The organism is Laspinema sp. D2d, from assembly GCF_025370755.1.
Classification (GTDB): domain Bacteria; phylum Cyanobacteriota; class Cyanobacteriia; order Cyanobacteriales; family Laspinemataceae; genus Laspinema.
In genome coordinates this window covers 26,094-43,896 of sequence record NZ_JAMXFC010000037.1, presented here as the reverse complement: position 1 = coordinate 43,896, position 17,803 = coordinate 26,094, and the positions used below count along the sequence as shown (strand labels likewise).

The following is a 17,803-nucleotide window of genomic DNA, read 5'->3' as shown; positions in this document are numbered from 1 at the left end:
TCGCCCTCAACCTTAAGCTGCAACTAGAACAGCCTGAACCCCTTCGTGCCAACTATTCCCCTAGAAATAAATTAGTGTAAGCTATCCCCATTTGTAACCGCTCGCATTAGCATAGAGGTGTGAGCAACTTGAATGACCCGTTAACATCCTTATCTGAAGGCCATTGGTTTAAGCTAATCTGCGGTGCCAGTTTTCAGCATTTGCAGTTTGTGCGAAATATTACTTTGGCCTATTGCCTAGCTGGTGCGGACTGTATTGATGTTGCCGCCGATCCAGCGGTGATTGCTGCTGCCAACGAGGCGATTGAAAAAGCTGTTACCCTCGGACAAGTGGCTCAAAAACGAGGAGATCGCCATCATTTCGCCAAGCGAGGAGTGTCTCGACCCTTACTCATGGTGAGTTTAAATGATGGGGAAGACCCGCATTTTAGAAAAGCAGAATTTAATCCCCAAAAGTGTCCTCCGGATTGTCCTCGACCTTGCGAAAGTATTTGTCCAGCGCAAGCGATCGCCTTTCCCCAGTCAGCCTTAACTATTCAACCCAAACCCGGTGACTTATCCTTTAAGACCACTCAAAATTCACCGGCGTTTCACCCATCTGCTGGGGTCATAGAAGACCGTTGCTATGGATGCGGACGATGCCTCCCGGTTTGTCCCATTGGACAAATTGTTACCCGTTCGTATGTCTCGACACCGACAGCAATCGCCCCAGCGGTGTTATCTAAAGGCGTCAACGCTGTAGAAATTCATACGCAAGTGGGTCGAATCGAGGATTTTAAACGTCTGTGGAGTGCGATCGCCCCCTCAGTCAACCAGCTAAAGGTCGTTGCCATTAGCTGTCCCGACGGGGAAAACCTAATTGATTACCTCTGGTCCATTTATCACGCCATCTCTCCGGTCCCCTGTGCCCTGATCTGGCAAACGGACGGACGTCCGATGAGTGGAGATATTGGTATCGGAACCACTCGCGCCGCCATCAAATTAGGTCAAAAAGTTTTAGCGGCGGGTTTACCGGGATTCGTCCAACTCGCCGGGGGTACAAATCAGCATACGGTTTCCAAACTCAAATCAATGGGATTATTGCGCCCGAGTTCAGTCAAGCCGAAAGAGGATCAAACCCACTCCTATCTATCTGGAGTCGCCTACGGCAGCTATGCTCGTGTCCTTTTATCCCCCATTTTAGAACGGGTGGAAGAACAGTGGGGAGAGACGTTTTCTGGGACTTATGCCCTAGAAGACTGCCCGGATTTACTCTGGGAAGCGGTAGATTTAGCTGCTTCCCTTGTTTCTGAGATCAAATTTGGCTTACAATTACAGAATAATACAAATAATACACTGCCATGATAGACCACCCTTAATAGATTTCTACCGTTTGACTCCTCCATTTTCTGTTTTTACCTTTTTGTCCTGCTCAGTTATCGACGCCAGAATATATGGTTAATTCCCAGGGAAATCAACCGATTGACAACCCGATCCAACCCCAAGCGCAGAATGGAGTGGAAAACGTTGATCTCGGCAGAACGCAGATCACCGACGATCTCAGCCAGTTGCTGGAAATTCTGCCCCACCCCATTCGTGAACACTTAGAAACCCACTCCTCCCTTTCGAGCTTAGTTGAGGTGGTGATGGATTTGGGACGGCTTCCCGAAGCGCGTTTTCCCAATAAAGCCGAATATATCAGCGATATCCCCGTCACTCGTTCGGACCTCAAATATGCGATCGAGCGAGTTGGTCATTTTAGCGGAGATAATCGCGCCGGTATCGAGCAAACCCTGCACCGAATCAGCGCCATTCGCAATCGGACGGGGGAAATCATCGGCTTAACTTGCCGGGTGGGGCGGTCTGTCTTCGGCACGATTCACATGATCCGCGATTTAGTCGAAAGCGGACAATCCATTTTAATGTTAGGCCGTCCGGGGGTGGGGAAAACGACGGCATTGCGTGAAATCGCCCGGGTGTTGGCGGATGAACTGCACAAACGGGTGGTGATTATCGATACCTCCAACGAAATTGCCGGGGATGGGGATATTCCTCATCCGGCGATCGGGCGGGCACGACGGATGCAAGTGGCGGCCCCGGAATTTCAACATAAGGTGATGATTGAGGCCGTGGAAAACCATATGCCGGAAGTGATTGTCATTGATGAAATCGGTACCGAATTGGAAGCATTGGCAGCCCGAACCATTGCCGAACGTGGGGTGCAGTTGGTGGGTACGGCCCACGGTAACCAGATTGAAAACTTGATTAAAAACCCCACCCTGTGCGATTTGGTAGGGGGAATTCAGTCTGTAACCCTCGGTGATGAAGAGGCGCGGCGTCGGGGGTCTCAGAAAACGGTTTTAGAACGCAAAGCACCCCCGACTTTTGAAATTGCCGTGGAAATGAGCGAACGGAAGCGCTGGGTCGTTCATGAACGGGTGGCAGAAACCGTGGATAGTTTACTGCGGGGACGCCAGCCGGATCTCCAAGTGCGGACGGTGAGCGAAAGTGGGAAAGTGACGGTTACGAATGAGTTGCAGCCCCAAAATTCGACCACAAGCACGAAGACGACAGCAGCGGTCCGTCCTTTTGGAAGTGCCGGATTGCGCGCTAGTGGGAAGATGCAGCCGTTACCCGTGCAAACCTTGCCAGAGTTGGGACGCCGCCCCAAGGCGGTGCCGGAGGAAAAGTCCTTTGAGCAGATGCTGAATGAGTCGTTGTATCCCAGCGATCGCATTGCTTCTGCGGCAGATTATGGGTTTGAGGAAATCTCACCCTTGGCGGGTCCGAATGGGGAAGATTTGCCGTTGCACGTCTATCCTTATGGCGTCAGTCGTCATCAGTTGGATCAGGTGATTCGCACTCTGGCCCTGCCGGTGGTGGTGACGAAGGATATTGATAGTGCTGATGTGGTGTTGGCGGTGCGATCGCACGTTAAAAACCATTCTAAGTTGCGGCAAATGTCGAAAAACCGCCAAGTTCCCATTTTCACGATTAATTCCAGTAGTGTTCCGAAGATTGCTCATTCCTTACGCCGGATGTTGCATTTGGAGGAAGGCAGTACGCCGGAAATTTCTGATGTGTCTCTGTTTGCCCACAGTGGTAGCGATGATGAAATCGAGGCCCTGGAAGAAGCACGTCTGGCAGTAGAACAGATTGTGATTCCCAAAGGACAGCCGGTGGAACTGTTACCCCGTGGGGGTCAAGTCCGCAAGATGCAGCATGAGTTAGTAGAACATTATCGGTTAAAGTCTTGCAGTTTTGGAGACGAACCCAATCGCCGTTTGCGGATTTATCCGGCGTAAACCCTTGTGGATACTCCCGCTAAATTCTGGTTGTCAGGACTCATCATCAAAAATGCCTCCCCTGTTCTCAAGGAGGCATTTTTGAGGGTCTTGTTGAATCCGAATCCAACAAAAAGCCCAGTACCTTGGAAGATACTGGGCTTTGGCGTTTCATTTAGCCGATATTGTTAAAATTTAAGGCCCAGACAATCCCACTGACGGCGATCGCCAGGAGTAGGTTTGTGAAAAATCTACCCGTCTCTGTATTGAATCCTAATGCTTTGTCTTCTTGTCCTGCGGTGAAAAATAAGGACCAGGCTTGATTGCCGTTAATCTCTTCGGATTGTTCGTTAAAGCTGGGTCGGAAGACGACGGGACCCATGAGATACTTGCCGGGAAAGTTAAAGTCGGTTTTCATGAATTTTGTCCTGTTGTTTCTTTTCCTTATGTAAATAACTGTAACAAATCGTAAATAATTGTTACAAGGGGGTTGACAAAGAATCCGGTTGTAATAACCGAACAGGTACAGGGGTGTTGTCTGTAAAGCGGTGGGTTTGGGGCCGATCGCGCGCTGAGGCCCCTTTACAGGCGGGGTTCTGGGACCTTCCTCAAGGTCTCTTGTGTTAAAGTTCGCAACAATCAATGACTCTTCCCGATGAAATCGCTTTAATAGAGACAGAACCTCAAGCCCGTTGTACCCCAGGTAAATCATGACGACTTGCTCCATTAATTTACAACTGTGCGAAGAAAATTTATTCAATTGGAAGTCGGCGATCAATCATGCAGCGATCGTGATGGAAACCGATGCCCTTGGACGAATTACCGATGTCAACGATAAATTTATAGAAATCTCTGGATATAGTCGAGAGGAAAGTCTCACTCGCACCCCGGCCCTTGTTGATTCGGGATTGCACCCGACAGAATTTTTTACCCAATTGTGGGAAACAATCTCCCAAGGTCAAGTGTGGCGCGGTGAAATTAAAAACAAACGTAAAGATGGATCAGTTTATTGGGTCGATACAACTATTACTCCAATTCTGAATCCAGATGGAATTCCCTGCAAATATATTGCTCTGCAATTTGACATCACTTCCCAGAAGCAAACCGAGGAAAAACTTACCCTTTCTCAGCGGAAATTTCGGCAGTTAGCGGCTAATTTACCCGGCGTTATTTATCAATTTTTGATGCGTTCGGATGGATCGGTATCTTTGCCTTATGTCAGTCCAGGATGTCGGGAAATTTTTGAAATTGAGGCCGAGTTAATTGAAGAGAATGTCCAGGTTTTAGTAAATCTAGTTCACCCCGACGATCAGGCGAGTCATTCCCGTTCCATTGCTATTTCTGCTGAAACCTTAGAACCTTGGCATTGGGAGGGACGATTTATCACTCCCTCGGGTAAAGTCGTGTGGATAGAGGGTCATTCTCGTCCGGAGAAGCAAGAGAATGGGGATATTTTGTGGGATGGATTGCTGATTGAAATTACGGAGCGCAAAATAGCCCAAGAAGCGCTCAGAAAGTCGGAACAAAAACTAGCGTTACATTTCCAACAAACGCCGCTGGCGGTAATTGAATGGGACTTGAATTTTGAGGTAATCGAGTGGAATCCATCGGCGGAAAAAATATTTGGCTATTCCAAAGATGAAGCCTTGAAGCATCATGCGGTGGAACTGATTGTTCCTGAGAGTGCCAGAACGCAAGTTGACCAAGTGTTTCATGCGTTATTACAACAAACTGGGGGAACGCGTAGCACGAATGAGAATTTTACTAAATCTGGGGAAATTATTGTCTGTGAATGGTACAATACGCCGCTAATTGACCCGGAGGGGACGGCAATTGGGGTGGCTTCTTTGGTTCAGGATATTACAGAGCGTCAGCACTATCAAGATGCCCTGAAAGCGGCGAATGAAGCGTTAGAACAGCGGGTGGAGGAGCGCACAGGACAATTACAGGAGGCGATCACTAAGTTGCAAGGGGAAATAGCATCGCGGGAGTTGGCAGAAGAGAAATATCGCAGCATTTTTGAAAATGCGATTATGGGGATTTTTCAGACGACTCAGGAGGGGAAATATATCAGTGCTAATCCTGCTTTAGCCCGTATTTATGGGTATGAGTCACCGGAGGAACTGATGCAGGAACTCCAGAATGTGGAGTATCAACTGTATGTAGAGAAAAATCGTCGGATTGAGTTTATTGAAGCGATCTCTCAACAGGGAAAAATTTCTGATTTTGAGTCTCAGGTTTACTGCAAAAATCGCGGAATTATTTGGATTGCCGAAAATGCTCGGGCGGTCCGAGATGAGACAGGAACGTTACTTTATTATGAGGGAACCGTAGAAGAGATTACAAAGCGCAAACAGACTGAGGCAGCTTTGCGCCGATCGGAAGAACGGTTACAAGAAAAAGCGTTGCGGGAAGCATTGCTAAATCAACTCACGGAACAGATTCGCCAATCTCTGGATTTAGAGATAATTTTAGCAACCACGGTACAAGAAATTCGCGAGTTGTTGCAAATTGAACTCTGTTATTTTAGTTGGTATCGACCCAATGGAATGCCGCCAGAAGGAGTGCGATCGCTGCTGCAACAGGAGGATTGCTCAGTTCTGAATTGGGAAACAGTGAAAGAAGCGCGATCGCCCGAGATAGTGAGTACCTTGGGTTTCTATTGTGTGAGTGAATCTTGGTCTGTTCAATGTTTGCAACTGCAACCGATTCGCATTGATGTGGTAGAATCGTATCCTGATAGGACAATGCTGCAGATTTTTCAAACCTGGGGGTTTAAATCGGTCCTTTCTCTGCCGTTACAGACGCATTCGGGTCAAGTGGGGGTATTAAGTTGCGTTCATTGTAGCGGGGAACGGGCTTGGAATGAGAGCGAAGTGGTGTTAATGCGCTCAATTAGCGATCGCCTCACCATTGCGATCGACCAAGCGCAACTTTACGCGCAATCTCGCACCGCTGCACAACAAGCGCGGGATCAAGCACAACGTCTCGAACAAGCTTTATATCAACTCAAAGAAACCCAAACTCAACTGATTCAAACGGAAAAAATGTCCAGTTTAGGCCAAATGGTGGCCGGAATTGCCCATGAAATTAATAACCCGATTACCTTCATTCATGGGAATGCCATTCACGCCTATAATTATTTTAAAGAACTTCTGCCCCTGATAGAACTTTATCAGCATTACTATCCCGAACCCGTTCCCGAAATCCGCGATTTACTGGAAGAACTAGATTTAGCCTTTATCTTAGATGATTTACCTAAAGCCCTCCATTCCATGAAGTTGGGAACCGAACGCATTCGCCAAATTGTTCTATCATTACGAAATTTTTCTCGGTTAGATGAATCCCAGAAAAAGCCAGTAGACATTCATGAAGGCATTGAGAACACTTTACTCATCTTGCAACATCGATTGCCGGAAATTCAGGTTGTAAAAGAATATGGAAAATTACCGTTAATTGAGTGTTATCCCGGTCAATTAAACCAAGTATTTATGAACATTCTCGCCAATGCGATCGATGCATTAGAAGAAGGCAAAGGGGTAGGGAGAAAAAGTGCAAAGGGTCAATTCCCCACTTCTAAATATTCGAGCTTAAATTCTTCCCCCACCATTAGTATTCATACTGAACTCAGCGAGGATAATTGGGTGATGATTCAGATTAGAGACAATGGTCCGGGACTGACAGAAGCCGTAAAAAATCGTTTATTTGACCCATTTTTTACCACCAAGCCAGTGGGTAAAGGCACTGGCTTGGGATTGTCGATTAGCTATCAAATTATTGTGGAAAAACATCGGGGGATTTTAGACTGTCAGTCGCAACCCGGATGGGGTACAGAGTTTGTGATTAAGATTCCCATCAAAACAGGTACTCGATAAATTTTAAGACTACTGCCTGCACTCTCGCTGAGTCACTTCATGGCGATAACGAAACATATCCCGCAGACGTGCATCTACAAACCAACCTACCATCAAATCAGGAATCCACCCACCCGGTATGGCATAATCGATCGCATCAATTAAACGAGTGTTACCATTTTCCGCGATAAATTCATGGCGATGAATCCATTGCTCCATTGGTCCTTCTACTTGTTCATCAATAAACAATTGATAGGGTTCACAGACTGTATGCCGCGCCAGCCAAGGTACAGGAATCGGCCCTAAAAAAATTTTAAACTCGGAAATTGCCCCCACTTCTAAACCCCCTTCCCGACGGATAATTTCCACTGGCTGCCAGGGGGGAGTTAGCTGTTGTAAAATATCCGGTCTTTCATGAAAGTTCCAAACCACTTCTACCGGAGCATTGATGAGACTAGAATACTTGAAATGTAGCATAAATCACGTTGGGTTTTGGTTAACTTTCGGGTTCGCTGCTGATATCCACATCTAGGGTCTCTTCATCCACCTGCAAGTATAAAATATTGGGTCGGCAGCAAATTTGACAATCTTCGACATAAGACTGATAACTTCCGGCACTCAAATCGACAAATATTACATTATCTTCGCCGCAATAAGCACAATAATATTCGGCTGTAGTTTGCATAAATTGTAATTGTGATAAAAATCCTGAATGATTTAATGTTAACATCAATTATTTCATTCAGTTCAGATAGAGATGCATCGCAAATTTTGCCAGCGATGCACTCTTATAAAGCGATCGCTTTTCTGATTTGCTTTATTTTTCCCCGGCAACTGCTGTACTCTAGGGAGATCATTCTAAACTATTTTCTGATGGTGCCATTGGACTCTAACCCTTACGCGATCGCCTTGCATACCAGCAGTCCCCAATTGGGTCTAGCGTTGAGCAATTTTGCTGAAACCCAGCGCTGCCAAACCTGGGAGATGGGGCGATCGCTTGCCACCCACTTACACACCTATCTTGCCGAGTTTATCTCCCCTCAGACTTGGCAGGATTTCGCCTTTCTTGCCGTTGCCAAAGGACCGGGTAGCTTTACCGGGACCCGGATTGGGGTCGTCACCGCCCGGATTCTCGCCCAGCAACTCTCTATTCCCTTGTTTGCCATTTCTAGTTTAGCCGCCGTCGCTTGGTCCCAACCTCGTCATCAGACGGACAAGCAACCCCAGGCGATCGCCCTGCAAATGCCCGCTCAACGGGGTCACCTCTTCACTGCCATCTATGAAATCACACCCACCGCCGCCATTCCTCTGCTTCCCGATACCGTCCTCACCCCAGAACAATGGGAAGAGACTCTCGCCACTTTTACTCGTCCCTATCAACTCATCCAAGTCCCAGAAAATTTAGGGTTTACCGTCTCCAGTCTTCTGGAACTTGCCCATTTGGAGTGGGAACAGGGCAAACGTCCGCTGAGTTCGGAGGCCCTCCCATTTTATGGACAGCATCCGGTAGATCAGTAAAGGCGATCGGCATAAAAAAAGTGCCTGTTGCTTTAACTGGAGGGAAACAGCACTACCCTGTCTTTGTTTCTACTATTGAGCCGTCTTATTTAACTCAGAAAGCTCAATCACCTTTCGGGCAATTTCAACTTTGCTCTGCCTGAGTAATTTTATCTCGGATTCGTTCAGCCGTCGGGGTTTTGAGCAAGTAACGTGCTTCAGACTCTGTAAGGCAGGCAAAGTTGAAGCTGAATCGGTTTTGCCACCAGTTTTCAAGTTCGGATCCATATTTTGCTCTCAGTGCATCAAGAGTGGTGTTTGTTAAAGTGATATGGGCCGAATACGGTTTACCCGTGAGGACAGTTGCCCCAATGACTCGTCCTCGACCACGAATAATATGAGATCGCAGGTTGGCGAGAGTTCCACCTTGTCCTACGAAGTCATCAACTAAAAGATAACATTGGTTTGGGGTGACATCTCCCTCAAACTCCGCTTGTCGCGCAAGGCGAGAAAATCCATCAGCCCCTGTATGTCCAACAATATTGGTTTGAACAATTCCACTGTCCGTAGGCCAATGTAATTGCTGGGCTAGGGAACTAGCCAATGCTTCAGGAATCGCATTCACCCCGATAGACTCGATCGCATGGGCTGAAACTAATGTCACCTGGGTTCCCTCGAAGGTAGATGCTAACTGCGCTACTACTTGTGCTGAAAGCATCTCATTTACCAACTGATATGCAGCTTCAGGGTCTCCTGATTTGGCCTAACGGTAGGCAAAATGCTTTTTCACTTCTAATTCTTGGGCATGAATCCACACCGATGGAAATTCATCCCAAGGAAATCGCACAATAGTCATTTAAGCAATTTTAAAACCCAAATACTGTAAATTTAGCCCGCCTGCGCGGGCTTTGTTCGCTTTTATTCCCCGCCCTTGAGGGTGCGGGGCCAGGGCCGTTATCTCTTACTCTGGAGAACCAGGAGGTACAGTTGCTGCGCCTTTCTGCTTCGCCCGATCTTCGCGTTTTTTGCGGTCTGCCGCTAAAATGTCGTCCATGACACTGCGGGCTTGAATCATTTTCTCTAAATTGCTTCGGTAGAGGTCGAGGTCTTTAGAGAGTTTATCGGGAGGCAGATTCAGCGCTGTGCAAATCTTCTGGACTGCCTCTTGACGGGATTTTTCGTTTTTCACCAGTTCCAAGTCAGCTTGTTCGAGGAGGGTAAACAGACCCACCGCAAACAATCGGCTGTATTTGAAATTGGGTTTAGCCGCGATCGCCCCGAGGATACCTTGGAAATCTCCTTCCATTTCTGCCCCTGCGGAACGACTGAGTAAAGACACCATCTCCTCTCCGGAATGGCGACTAGCAATTTCCTCTAACCATTGGGCATCTTGCCGATACTTCTGGGGATCAGCTTCTAACCCCTTACAAATGCCATTAAAAATCGAGATTTTATCATCTTCGGGTCGATATCCTTGCATAAATCGGTCAAAGGTGGTTACGACTCCGAGGGCATAAATGGGGTCATAATTAAAATCCACATTCACCGACAGCAAGTGCATTTCCACCATCAATTCTTCGACGACCCGTCGATAAATCGAGTTAATCGGACGGGTGTGAATGGTATAGAAGGCTCGCTTGGTATCTGATACGGTGCGGACGTTATTCACGGGGTGCGTTTTTAAGGAGAACTTCCTTTCATTTTCTCTCGTAAACGCACTTTTGCCAAGCAGCATCCGGGGGATCGCCCTCGGGATCTGGCCCACCATGCTTTAAAATGCGAAATCAACCGGAGATTTCCGGTGGGATTTTTCCTGAAATCGTTGCAATTTTTAAATTAAAGATGACCCTGACATCGGAGTTAATCGCCCTAGGGCAATACTTAGCGGGAGAATTTGACAATCAAGAACAGGCGATCGCGGATCCAGCATGGTATGTCCATCTGCGCCTTTGGCACCGTCCGGTCCCGGTCCAGTTATTTTCCGAGCCCTGTTTGACCCTATTTGCCGAACAAGCCAACATTGTCAATCTCGATCGCCCCTATCGGCCTCGAATCATGCAGCTTCGACAAGTGCTTAACGGTGACGGTCCACCGCAGTTAGAAGTCCAGTATTTCATGTTCAAGGACCCCAATCAATGCCGGGGGGCCGGTCGCCAACCCCATTTACTCCAACAGCTAAATCCGGCACAAGTAGAATGCTTGCCCGGATGTACCCTGACCGTCAACCAAAAACGCTTAACTGACGGCACTTATCATTTTGCCGCATCCTTGCCCTCGGGAGCAAGATGCTGTTTTCCCTATCAAGGAGAAACTCGCCAAGTCGATCTCGGTTTCGAGGCATCCCCGACTGAACTGTTCAGCTTTGACAAAGGCATCGATCCCAATACAGGTAAAGCCTTGTGGGGGGCCGTGTTAGGGCCATTCCACTTCACCAAGCGTCACGATTTTTCGGGGGAACTGGTCGGACTCGTAAGATGAAAGCCGGTGAGCGTTGAGAAGTGCCGGGGATGCCAAACTGGGTTAGAACGGGTCAGGCCCGTTTCTCCAATCCCCTTTAAACATTAAGTCGCCATGCTTCGGGGACCCGCTTCCAGCGCTTCTTCTTCGGTTTCGTAGATTTCAAAGACTGAATCCATCATCGTGACTTCAAAAACCAATTTGGCCTCTGGATGCACGTTACAAATACGGAAACTGCCTTTAACCTTGTCCGCATCTCGCATCCCTGCTACTAGCGACGTCAGGCCAGAACTATCAATAAAGTTAACCTGCCCTAAATTAACGACAATATGACGACTCAGTTTAGAAATGCACTCCTGTAATTTGAGGCGAAATTGCCACGCGGTGGTAATGTCTAGGCGACCCGTTGGGGCCAATACAATCACCGTTGTTCCATCCTGGGTCGTATGGGTTTTTTGCTCGATATGAATCACAGGCCCTCCCTCAATACGCTACTTGCCTACCTCGCTTTCGTAGTTTAGCAAAATCGGAGCCATTGCCCCGATTGAGCTTGACCGAAATTAGCCAAACTTGCTGCTAGAAAAATAGCACAGTGCGTCATCCCTTGACGAAGGAAATGCCGGATATGTTGACTCCATCGCCTGCATTGAGCAGAAATTTAGGTAAATTTGCCCTATTTTTCCAGGCTGTCCCAAGCGATGAAGCCAAAACTGACATTTTCAAGGGTGTGGGGGCCTTTAATGCGCGGTCCAATCCGCCCAGTTTTGGGGTTTCAAGAAGGTGTCGTAGAGTTCAGCTTCTGGGGTGTTGGGTTCGGGTTGATAGCCATATTCCCAACGAACCAAGGGCGGCAGAGACATTAAAATCGACTCGGTACGGCCATTGGTCTGGAGTCCAAAAATGGTGCCGCGATCGTACACGAGGTTGAATTCTACATACCGTCCCCGGCGATACAGTTGGAAATTCCGTTCGCGATCGCCATATTCCATCCCGGAACGACGCTCAACAATGGGCTGATAAGCGGGTAAGAACGATCGCCCGCAATCTTGAGCAAACGCAAACAACGCTTCCCAATTGCGTTGAGGAGGGATGCCAATTTTCCGACTATATTCCGCTGCGGGTCCCGTGGGGTCTGGACCGCGATAGAGTTCGCTTTGACCATCTTGGTAGTCAAAAAATAGACCCCCCACCCCTCGGGTTTCGTCGCGATGCTTCAGGTAAAAATATTCGTCACACCAGAGTTTGAAGACCTTGTAATACTCATCATGGTGGCGATCGCAAGTGGCTTTCAAGGTTTGGTGAAAATGGGCGGCATCTTCGGCAAAGGGATAATACGGTGTCAAATCTGCGCCGCCTCCAAACCACCACACCGGCCCTGCTTCAAAGTAGCGATAGTTTAAATGGACCGTGGGAACATAAGGATTGCGCGGGTGCAACACCATAGAAGTACCCGTCGCATAGAAGCGATGACCCTCCGCCTCAGGACGTTGTTTTAAAATAGAAGGCGGCAGATGATCTCCCCACACTTCAGAAAAATTCACGCCCCCTTGTTCAAAGACATTGCCCTCGCGCATCACCCGAGAACGGCCCCCGCCCCCTTCTGGGCGGTCCCAAGAATCTTCTTGAAACGTGCCAAGGCCATCAAGTTCTGCCAACCCTTGACAAATTTCATCTTGTAGCGATCGCATAAACTGACTGACTCGTTCTTTCGAGTCATCCGGTGGCAAATTCTGGGTAGAGGTGGCCTCAAAAGTCGAAGAAACTGTCATAATGTCAAATTATTTTCTGCTGCGGGATAGAGATCTGCCTGTCAAGAGCGATCGAAATCTCAGCGGTGGATAACGCGATCGCACCCTTGATGAAATCTTTAAGCCCTTGTCTCGATCAAGCTGACCGACTCTTCAAAAAATCCTATCTTAATCTCTGCCCTTATCCACTGCCTTTAAAAATTCTACATATTACTACAAAAAAAGATACATTAGGAAAACACTTAGAAATCAGCAGGCAACTCGTTGAAGGGGAAGCAACAAAACCAGGCGATCGGGCAACAATTTGCGCCTTCCCAACCGGGAAACCCCAGCCACTTAAAGGGCCAAACCTCAACCCCAACCTTCCCCTAAAATAACGACTGTCTTCCTGATCCGTCCGAGAGAGGAGAAACAGGCAAACCGATGACTCAACCCCTAACGTCCCAAGCCGTCTTAGAAGTCTTGCAACCCGTGCAAGACCCCGAACTCCAAAAGAGCTTGGTAGACCTGAACATGATTCGTAACGTCAAAATTGACCAAGGCAACGTCAGCTTTACCTTAGTCCTGACTACCCCCGCCTGTCCCTTGCGAGAATTTATCGTCGAAGACTGCCAAAAAGCCGTCCGCACCTTACCTGGAGTCGAAGAAGTCAGCATCGAAGTCACCGCTGAAACCCCCCAACAGAAATCCCTCCCCGATCGCCAAGGCATCGCCGGAGTTAAAAATATCCTCGCCATCTCCAGTGGTAAAGGTGGTGTCGGCAAAAGCACGATCGCCGTTAATGTCGCCGTCTCCCTCGCCCAATCGGGGGCCAAAGTCGGACTCCTGGATGCTGATATCTATGGTCCCAACGACCCCGCCATGCTTGGACTGGGTGATGCCCAAGTCATGGTCCGCCAAGGTCCCCAAGGCGATGTCCTTGAACCCGCCTTTAATCACGGCGTGAAATTAGTCTCAATGGCCTTTTTAATCGACAAAGACCAACCTGTCGTCTGGCGCGGTCCCATGTTAAACGGCGTGATTCGGCAGTTTCTCTATCAAGTCGATTGGGGAGAACTCGACTACCTGATCGTAGATATGCCCCCTGGAACCGGCGATGCTCAACTAACAATGGCCCAATCCGTACCAATGGCAGGTGTTGTCATTGTCACGACTCCCCAAACTGTCGCCTTGTTGGATTCTCGTAAAGGGTTAAAAATGTTCCAACAATTAAACGTGCCGGTCCTGGGAATTGTTGAAAATATGAGCTATTTCATCCCGCCAGATATGCCCGACAAAAAATACGATATCTTTGGCTCCGGAGGCGGACAAAAAACCGCAGACGAACTCGGCGTCCCCTTCTTAGGCTGCGTCCCCTTAGAAATTCCCCTGCGCGAGGGTGGGGATAGCGGTGTCCCGATCTCCATTTCTGCCCCAGATTCCCCCTCTGCTAAAGCCTTACGAGAAATTGCAAACCGAATTGCTGGTAAAGTCTCTGTCGTAGCCCTAGCCTAACTGTAAATAGAACAAACCCTATCTCCCCTATCTCCCCTATCTTCCCCATCTCCCCTATCTCCCCCATCTCCCCTATCTCCCCCATCTCCCCCATCTCCCCCATTACCTCCTTGAAGTATGTTTCAAAAGACCGTAAGTCGATCGCGTTGGAGAGCTTGGATACAACCCTGGCTAGAGTCTGACTGGCTCTTATTTGTCTTGCCTGTCGCCTTAACTCTATTTGGCGGGATTATGATCCGCAGTACCGAACTCAACCTCGGGTGGACCGACTGGTGGCAACACTGGTTGGTGGGTGGGATTGGACTGGTGATGGCCGTCATCATCTCGCGATGGCAGTACGATAACTTGATTCAATTAAAGTGGGTGGTTTATGGTGCCACCAATCTCTCCCTACTGGCGGTTATGTTTATCGGGACCACTGCCCTCGGTGCACAGCGGTGGATTACCATTGGTGGATTTAATATTCAACCGTCAGAATTTGCCAAAATAGGGATGATTATTACCCTGGCGGCACTCCTGCATGAACGGCCCCCCGATACTCTGGGTTCTATGTTCAAAACCCTGGCTATTACTGCCGTACCCTGGGGCTTAGTTTTCATCCAACCCGACTTAGGGACCTCCCTAGTCTTTGGGGCGATCACTCTAGGAATGCTGTATTGGGGTAACACCAATCCGGGTTGGATCATCCTCATGATATCCCCCCTCGTAGCCGCGTTTCTGTTTAGCCTTTATTTACCCGGATGGTTTGCGTGGGCTGGCTTAATGGCTTTAATTGGCTGGCGTACCTTACCCTGGCCTTTTTTGGGGGCGTTGGGAACTGTCGTGATGAACCTGATTGTTGGTCGAATCGGGAGCCTTTTATGGAACATCCTCAAAGATTATCAAAAAGAACGGTTGACCACCTTCCTCACCCCAGAAAAAGACCCCCTCGGCGCTGGATATCACCTGATCCAATCTCGGATCGCGATTGGGTCCGGGGGACTGCATGGGCGCGGGCTCTATAATGGAACCCAAACCCAGCTTAACTTTATCCCGGAACAGCATACTGACTTTATCTTTTCGGCGATCGGTGAAGAATTTGGGTTTATCGGGTCGATGGTGATCCTCCTGTCCTTTTGGTTGATTTGCCTGCGCCTCGTCTTGATTGCCCAAAACTCTAAAGATACCTTTGGCGCATTGTTGGCGATCGGGGTTTTATCAATGCTTGTGTTTCAGGTGGTCGTCAATATTGGGATGACTATTGGACTGGCCCCCGTGACGGGGATTCCCCTCCCTTGGCTGAGTTATGGTCGGTCCGCCATGCTGACCAATTTTATCGCCCTGGGTTTGGTTGAATCTGTCGCCTATCACCGGGAAAAAGTGAAGAAAAAGTTTTAGCCTCTAGCTATCTTGAGGAAACCTTGACGAATGACTCCCAAACGATTCACCATAACGGATGATGACTCAGGTTTCCTGACTTGTCAGCAGCATCCCTTAACTCTAAGCATCTGGAAAACATTATGATTTTGCCTGGATCGGCTGTTCGTGTTAAAAATCCCGATGATACTTATTACGACTTTCAAGGACAAGTTCAACGCCTGACCGATGGGAAGGCGGCTGTCCTGTTTGAGGGTGGAAATTGGGATAAATTAGTCACATTTCGACTCTCGGAACTTGAACCTGTAGATGCCACTGCAGGTCGCAAGAAAAGCAAATAGTTCACGAGGAATCACCGTTCAGGGTTGATGAGATTTAACTCTTCAACCCTGTATTTTTCTTTTATTTAAAGAGATGTTTAAGCGTTAATTATGCGTCTACCTTTACCCCAATTTGCCAATGAACATCGTCACCCGGACCATATTGCTGAGGTGATTGAGACGGCAACGACTGAGTTTTTAGCCCAATGTTTAGATCCCGAAGAGTTAAATTTTCCCCTGATGCCGCCCTTTGGTAGCTGGGTGAAGTCTTTGGATGAAGAGTCAGGAAATCAGATTTATGGGGTGGTTTATTTTGCCACCACCAGTCCGATTGATTCGGTACATCGGGCGAGGGCGCTGGGTTTATCTTTAGAGGGGTTAAGGGAACAGCAACCCCAGATTTTTGCGATGCTTAAAACTGAATTTCGGGCGGCGATCGCCGGATTTTGTCCCCATCTTGACAACCAAAATGGATCACGCCTTCCCACCGGCGTTGTCTATCAATATATCCCCCCCCGTCCCCCTCAAATTCACCAAGCGGTCTATCGCTGTCAACCCTCAGAAATTGTCCACTTTACCCAACAATTTGATTTCCTCCGCACTCTCTTGCAAGTTCCTGGCGCACCTGTAGACGCCTTGACTGCGGCAGCTATTCGCGAGGTGTACCAATTACGCGGGGCCGATCGCGATTGGTTAGTCCAAGCTGGACGCACTCTGAGCGTTTTGCTCAAGGATGATTACGATCGCCTCCGCTTGATTTTAAGTCAAATTCATCCCTAGGAATGTTTAATAATTGAGAGATTTTAATGGGTAAAAATTACAGATTTAAAATAACAATTTTAACTTTATTGTTTCAGAAAAAATTGAAGTTATTTATAACGCTTATTGTTTAAATTTGAATCTGCTCAAACAGAATTTTAAGAAATTTATCTAAAGAGTGATCCGGCATTTCTTTTCTCCATACGGCTGTTGAGCGGGCATAGTAGATGGGATGGTGAAGGGAAATAAACCGAACTTGGGGATGAGGGAGTGCTTCTGCTTCGTTGGGCATGATGGCGACCCCTTGCCCTGCGGCAACGAGGGCAATCATTGACGCATGACTATCAGCAAATAAATGTAGATTGGGGATGAAACCAGCACAGCGGCAAGTGTCTCGGATGCGATCGTTCCGTCCTGGAAAGGTGACTTCAGAGATTCCGATAAATTTTTCAGCCGCTAGTTCCGCTAGATTAATAGAGGATTGGTATGCCAAGGGATGGGTATTCCATACCAGGGCAACAATGGGGACTTTTTTAATACATTTAACGGTAAATTCTGTCTCTAATTCATCCGGTGGATTGCCCATAAAGGCAATATCGATCGCCCCCTCTCTGAGCGCTTTTACTTGCTGACTGGGCAACATCTCGTGAAAACGCACGGCAATTTGAGGATAAGTTCGTCCAAATTGGTGTAAGGTTTGACCCAAAAAACTCTGGAGAATCGTCGGGATATAGCCAACCATTAAAGGCTCTTCAGTTTGGGTATAATGAGTCTTAATCGTTTCAACGGCTATTTGACTCCGGTTCAAAATATCTTGGGCTTGTTCCAGGAAAAAATGCCCTGCCTCGGTGAGTTTTAATCCATTAGATTGCCTCAAAAAAAGCATTGCACCCAGTTCATTTTCCAGGTATTTGATTTGACGGCTTAACGCCGGTTGGGAGATGTACAGTCGTTTTGCAGCAAGGCTAAAGCTGAGGTCTTGTGCAACGGCCACAAAATATTTAAGATGCCGTAATTCCATAATTGCCTATGCCATGCCTAAAAGTTATAAGCATT

Annotated in this window: 18 protein-coding genes; 10 read left to right on the top strand and 8 right to left on the bottom strand. The window is 48.0% G+C overall.

Annotated features, from left to right (window positions below; genetic code table 11):
- Nucleotides 1-119 precede the first annotated feature (119 nt).
- Together ldpA and NG796_RS20980 are read left to right on the top strand one after the other, a co-directional pair.
- Nucleotides 120-1,343 (top strand): circadian clock protein LdpA, encoded by a 1,224-nt coding sequence (ldpA, locus tag NG796_RS20985; RefSeq protein ID WP_261209045.1) that lies wholly within the window; start codon nt 120-122, stop codon nt 1,341-1,343.
- Between the two features lie 89 nt (nt 1,344-1,432).
- A complete protein-coding gene (locus NG796_RS20980) occupies nt 1,433-3,283 on the top strand; it encodes a R3H domain-containing nucleic acid-binding protein (protein ID WP_261209044.1) in 1,851 nt (616 codons plus the stop codon).
- 154 nt (nt 3,284-3,437) lie between these two features.
- Here the strand turns inward: NG796_RS20980 and NG796_RS20975 are convergent, their stop codons facing one another.
- Nucleotides 3,438-3,680, bottom strand: a complete 243-nt coding sequence (locus NG796_RS20975) for a hypothetical protein (RefSeq protein WP_261209043.1) — start codon at nt 3,678-3,680, stop codon at nt 3,438-3,440.
- A gap of 292 nt (nt 3,681-3,972) precedes the next feature.
- Here NG796_RS20975 and NG796_RS20970 point away from each other — a divergent pair, with 292 nt between their 5' ends.
- Nucleotides 3,973-7,137 (top strand): PAS domain S-box protein, encoded by a 3,165-nt coding sequence (locus NG796_RS20970; RefSeq protein ID WP_261209042.1) that lies wholly within the window; start codon nt 3,973-3,975, stop codon nt 7,135-7,137.
- 9 nt (nt 7,138-7,146) lie between these two features.
- Here NG796_RS20970 and NG796_RS20965 read toward each other — a convergent pair whose 3' ends face one another.
- Nucleotides 7,147-7,593 carry an SRPBCC family protein gene (locus tag NG796_RS20965; RefSeq protein WP_261209041.1) on the bottom strand — a complete coding sequence of 149 codons (447 nt, stop codon included), beginning with the start codon at nt 7,591-7,593 and terminating at the stop codon, nt 7,147-7,149.
- Nucleotides 7,594-7,612: 19 nt separating this feature from the next.
- Entirely contained in the window at nt 7,613-7,801 is a 189-nt protein-coding gene (locus NG796_RS20960) for a CPXCG motif-containing cysteine-rich protein (protein ID WP_261209084.1), read from the bottom strand.
- Nucleotides 7,802-7,989: 188 nt separating this feature from the next.
- Between NG796_RS20960 and tsaB the strand changes: the two genes are divergently transcribed.
- A complete protein-coding gene (gene tsaB, locus NG796_RS20955) occupies nt 7,990-8,634 on the top strand; it encodes a tRNA (adenosine(37)-N6)-threonylcarbamoyltransferase complex dimerization subunit type 1 TsaB (RefSeq protein ID WP_261209083.1) in 645 nt (214 codons plus the stop codon).
- Between the two features lie 124 nt (nt 8,635-8,758).
- On the opposite strand, the gene NG796_RS20950 is transcribed toward tsaB, so the two are convergent.
- The gene (locus NG796_RS20950) at nt 8,759-9,331 is read right to left on the bottom strand and encodes a phosphoribosyltransferase (protein WP_261209040.1); all 573 of its coding nucleotides are present in this window, start codon (nt 9,329-9,331) and stop codon (nt 8,759-8,761) included.
- Between the two features lie 243 nt (nt 9,332-9,574).
- Nucleotides 9,575-10,282 (bottom strand): photosystem II biogenesis protein Psp29, encoded by a 708-nt coding sequence (psb29, locus tag NG796_RS20945; protein ID WP_261209039.1) that lies wholly within the window; start codon nt 10,280-10,282, stop codon nt 9,575-9,577.
- A gap of 107 nt (nt 10,283-10,389) precedes the next feature.
- Between psb29 and NG796_RS20940 the strand changes: the two genes are divergently transcribed.
- A complete protein-coding gene (locus tag NG796_RS20940) occupies nt 10,390-11,091 on the top strand; it encodes a chromophore lyase CpcT/CpeT (RefSeq protein ID WP_317619336.1) in 702 nt (233 codons plus the stop codon).
- An 83-nt stretch (nt 11,092-11,174) separates the two neighbouring features.
- Here NG796_RS20940 and NG796_RS20935 read toward each other — a convergent pair whose 3' ends face one another.
- Nucleotides 11,175-11,543, bottom strand: coding sequence for an STAS domain-containing protein (locus tag NG796_RS20935; RefSeq protein WP_015148893.1), 369 nt, complete (start codon nt 11,541-11,543; stop codon nt 11,175-11,177).
- A 264-nt stretch (nt 11,544-11,807) separates the two neighbouring features.
- Nucleotides 11,808-12,839, bottom strand: a complete 1,032-nt coding sequence (gene hemF / locus NG796_RS20930; RefSeq protein WP_261209038.1) for an oxygen-dependent coproporphyrinogen oxidase — start codon at nt 12,837-12,839, stop codon at nt 11,808-11,810.
- 86 nt (nt 12,840-12,925) lie between these two features.
- Here hemF and NG796_RS20925 point away from each other — a divergent pair, with 86 nt between their 5' ends.
- The 5 genes from NG796_RS20925 (at nt 12,926) to NG796_RS20905 (ending at nt 16,768) form a co-directional block, all read left to right on the top strand.
- Complete coding sequence (locus NG796_RS20925; RefSeq protein ID WP_261209036.1) at nt 12,926-13,195, top strand: hypothetical protein; 270 nt, start codon at nt 12,926-12,928, stop codon at nt 13,193-13,195.
- A gap of 46 nt (nt 13,196-13,241) precedes the next feature.
- Nucleotides 13,242-14,312: an Mrp/NBP35 family ATP-binding protein gene (locus tag NG796_RS20920; RefSeq protein WP_261209035.1), complete on the top strand. Its 1,071-nt coding sequence runs from the start codon at nt 13,242-13,244 to the stop codon at nt 14,310-14,312.
- A gap of 117 nt (nt 14,313-14,429) precedes the next feature.
- The gene (gene rodA, locus NG796_RS20915; protein WP_261209034.1) at nt 14,430-15,689 is read left to right on the top strand and encodes a rod shape-determining protein RodA; all 1,260 of its coding nucleotides are present in this window, start codon (nt 14,430-14,432) and stop codon (nt 15,687-15,689) included.
- Nucleotides 15,690-15,811: 122 nt separating this feature from the next.
- Nucleotides 15,812-16,009, top strand: a complete 198-nt coding sequence (locus NG796_RS20910) for an NAD(P)H dehydrogenase subunit NdhS (protein ID WP_261209033.1) — start codon at nt 15,812-15,814, stop codon at nt 16,007-16,009.
- Nucleotides 16,010-16,099: 90 nt separating this feature from the next.
- A complete protein-coding gene (locus NG796_RS20905; protein ID WP_261209032.1) occupies nt 16,100-16,768 on the top strand; it encodes an HAS-barrel domain-containing protein in 669 nt (222 codons plus the stop codon).
- A gap of 109 nt (nt 16,769-16,877) precedes the next feature.
- Here NG796_RS20905 and NG796_RS20900 read toward each other — a convergent pair whose 3' ends face one another.
- Nucleotides 16,878-17,768 carry a LysR family transcriptional regulator gene (locus NG796_RS20900; RefSeq protein ID WP_261209031.1) on the bottom strand — a complete coding sequence of 297 codons (891 nt, stop codon included), beginning with the start codon at nt 17,766-17,768 and terminating at the stop codon, nt 16,878-16,880.
- Between the last annotated feature and the right edge of the window lie 35 nt (nt 17,769-17,803).

Excerpts from the sequence above, each read along its gene's own strand:
- hemF (WP_261209038.1), bottom strand. The coding sequence starts at position 12,839 with ATGACAGTTTCTTCGACTTTTGAGGCCACCTCTACCCAGAATTTGCCA.
- NG796_RS20960 (WP_261209084.1), bottom strand. The coding sequence starts at position 7,801 with ATGCAAACTACAGCCGAATATTATTGTGCTTATTGCGGCGAAGATAAT.
- NG796_RS20920 (WP_261209035.1), top strand. The coding sequence starts at position 13,242 with ATGACTCAACCCCTAACGTCCCAAGCCGTCTTAGAAGTCTTGCAACCC.
- NG796_RS20900 (WP_261209031.1), bottom strand. The coding sequence starts at position 17,768 with ATGGAATTACGGCATCTTAAATATTTTGTGGCCGTTGCACAAGACCTC.
- NG796_RS20980 (WP_261209044.1), top strand. The coding sequence starts at position 1,433 with ATGGTTAATTCCCAGGGAAATCAACCGATTGACAACCCGATCCAACCC.
- NG796_RS20910 (WP_261209033.1), top strand. The coding sequence starts at position 15,812 with ATGATTTTGCCTGGATCGGCTGTTCGTGTTAAAAATCCCGATGATACT.
- NG796_RS20975 (WP_261209043.1), bottom strand. The coding sequence starts at position 3,680 with ATGAAAACCGACTTTAACTTTCCCGGCAAGTATCTCATGGGTCCCGTC.
- NG796_RS20950 (WP_261209040.1), bottom strand. The coding sequence starts at position 9,331 with ATGCTTTCAGCACAAGTAGTAGCGCAGTTAGCATCTACCTTCGAGGGA.
- tsaB (WP_261209083.1), top strand. The coding sequence starts at position 7,990 with ATGGTGCCATTGGACTCTAACCCTTACGCGATCGCCTTGCATACCAGC.
- NG796_RS20970 (WP_261209042.1), top strand. The coding sequence starts at position 3,973 with ATGACGACTTGCTCCATTAATTTACAACTGTGCGAAGAAAATTTATTC.
- NG796_RS20905 (WP_261209032.1), top strand. The coding sequence starts at position 16,100 with ATGCGTCTACCTTTACCCCAATTTGCCAATGAACATCGTCACCCGGAC.
- rodA (WP_261209034.1), top strand. The coding sequence starts at position 14,430 with ATGTTTCAAAAGACCGTAAGTCGATCGCGTTGGAGAGCTTGGATACAA.
- NG796_RS20940 (WP_317619336.1), top strand. The coding sequence starts at position 10,390 with ATGCGAAATCAACCGGAGATTTCCGGTGGGATTTTTCCTGAAATCGTT.
- NG796_RS20965 (WP_261209041.1), bottom strand. The coding sequence starts at position 7,593 with ATGCTACATTTCAAGTATTCTAGTCTCATCAATGCTCCGGTAGAAGTG.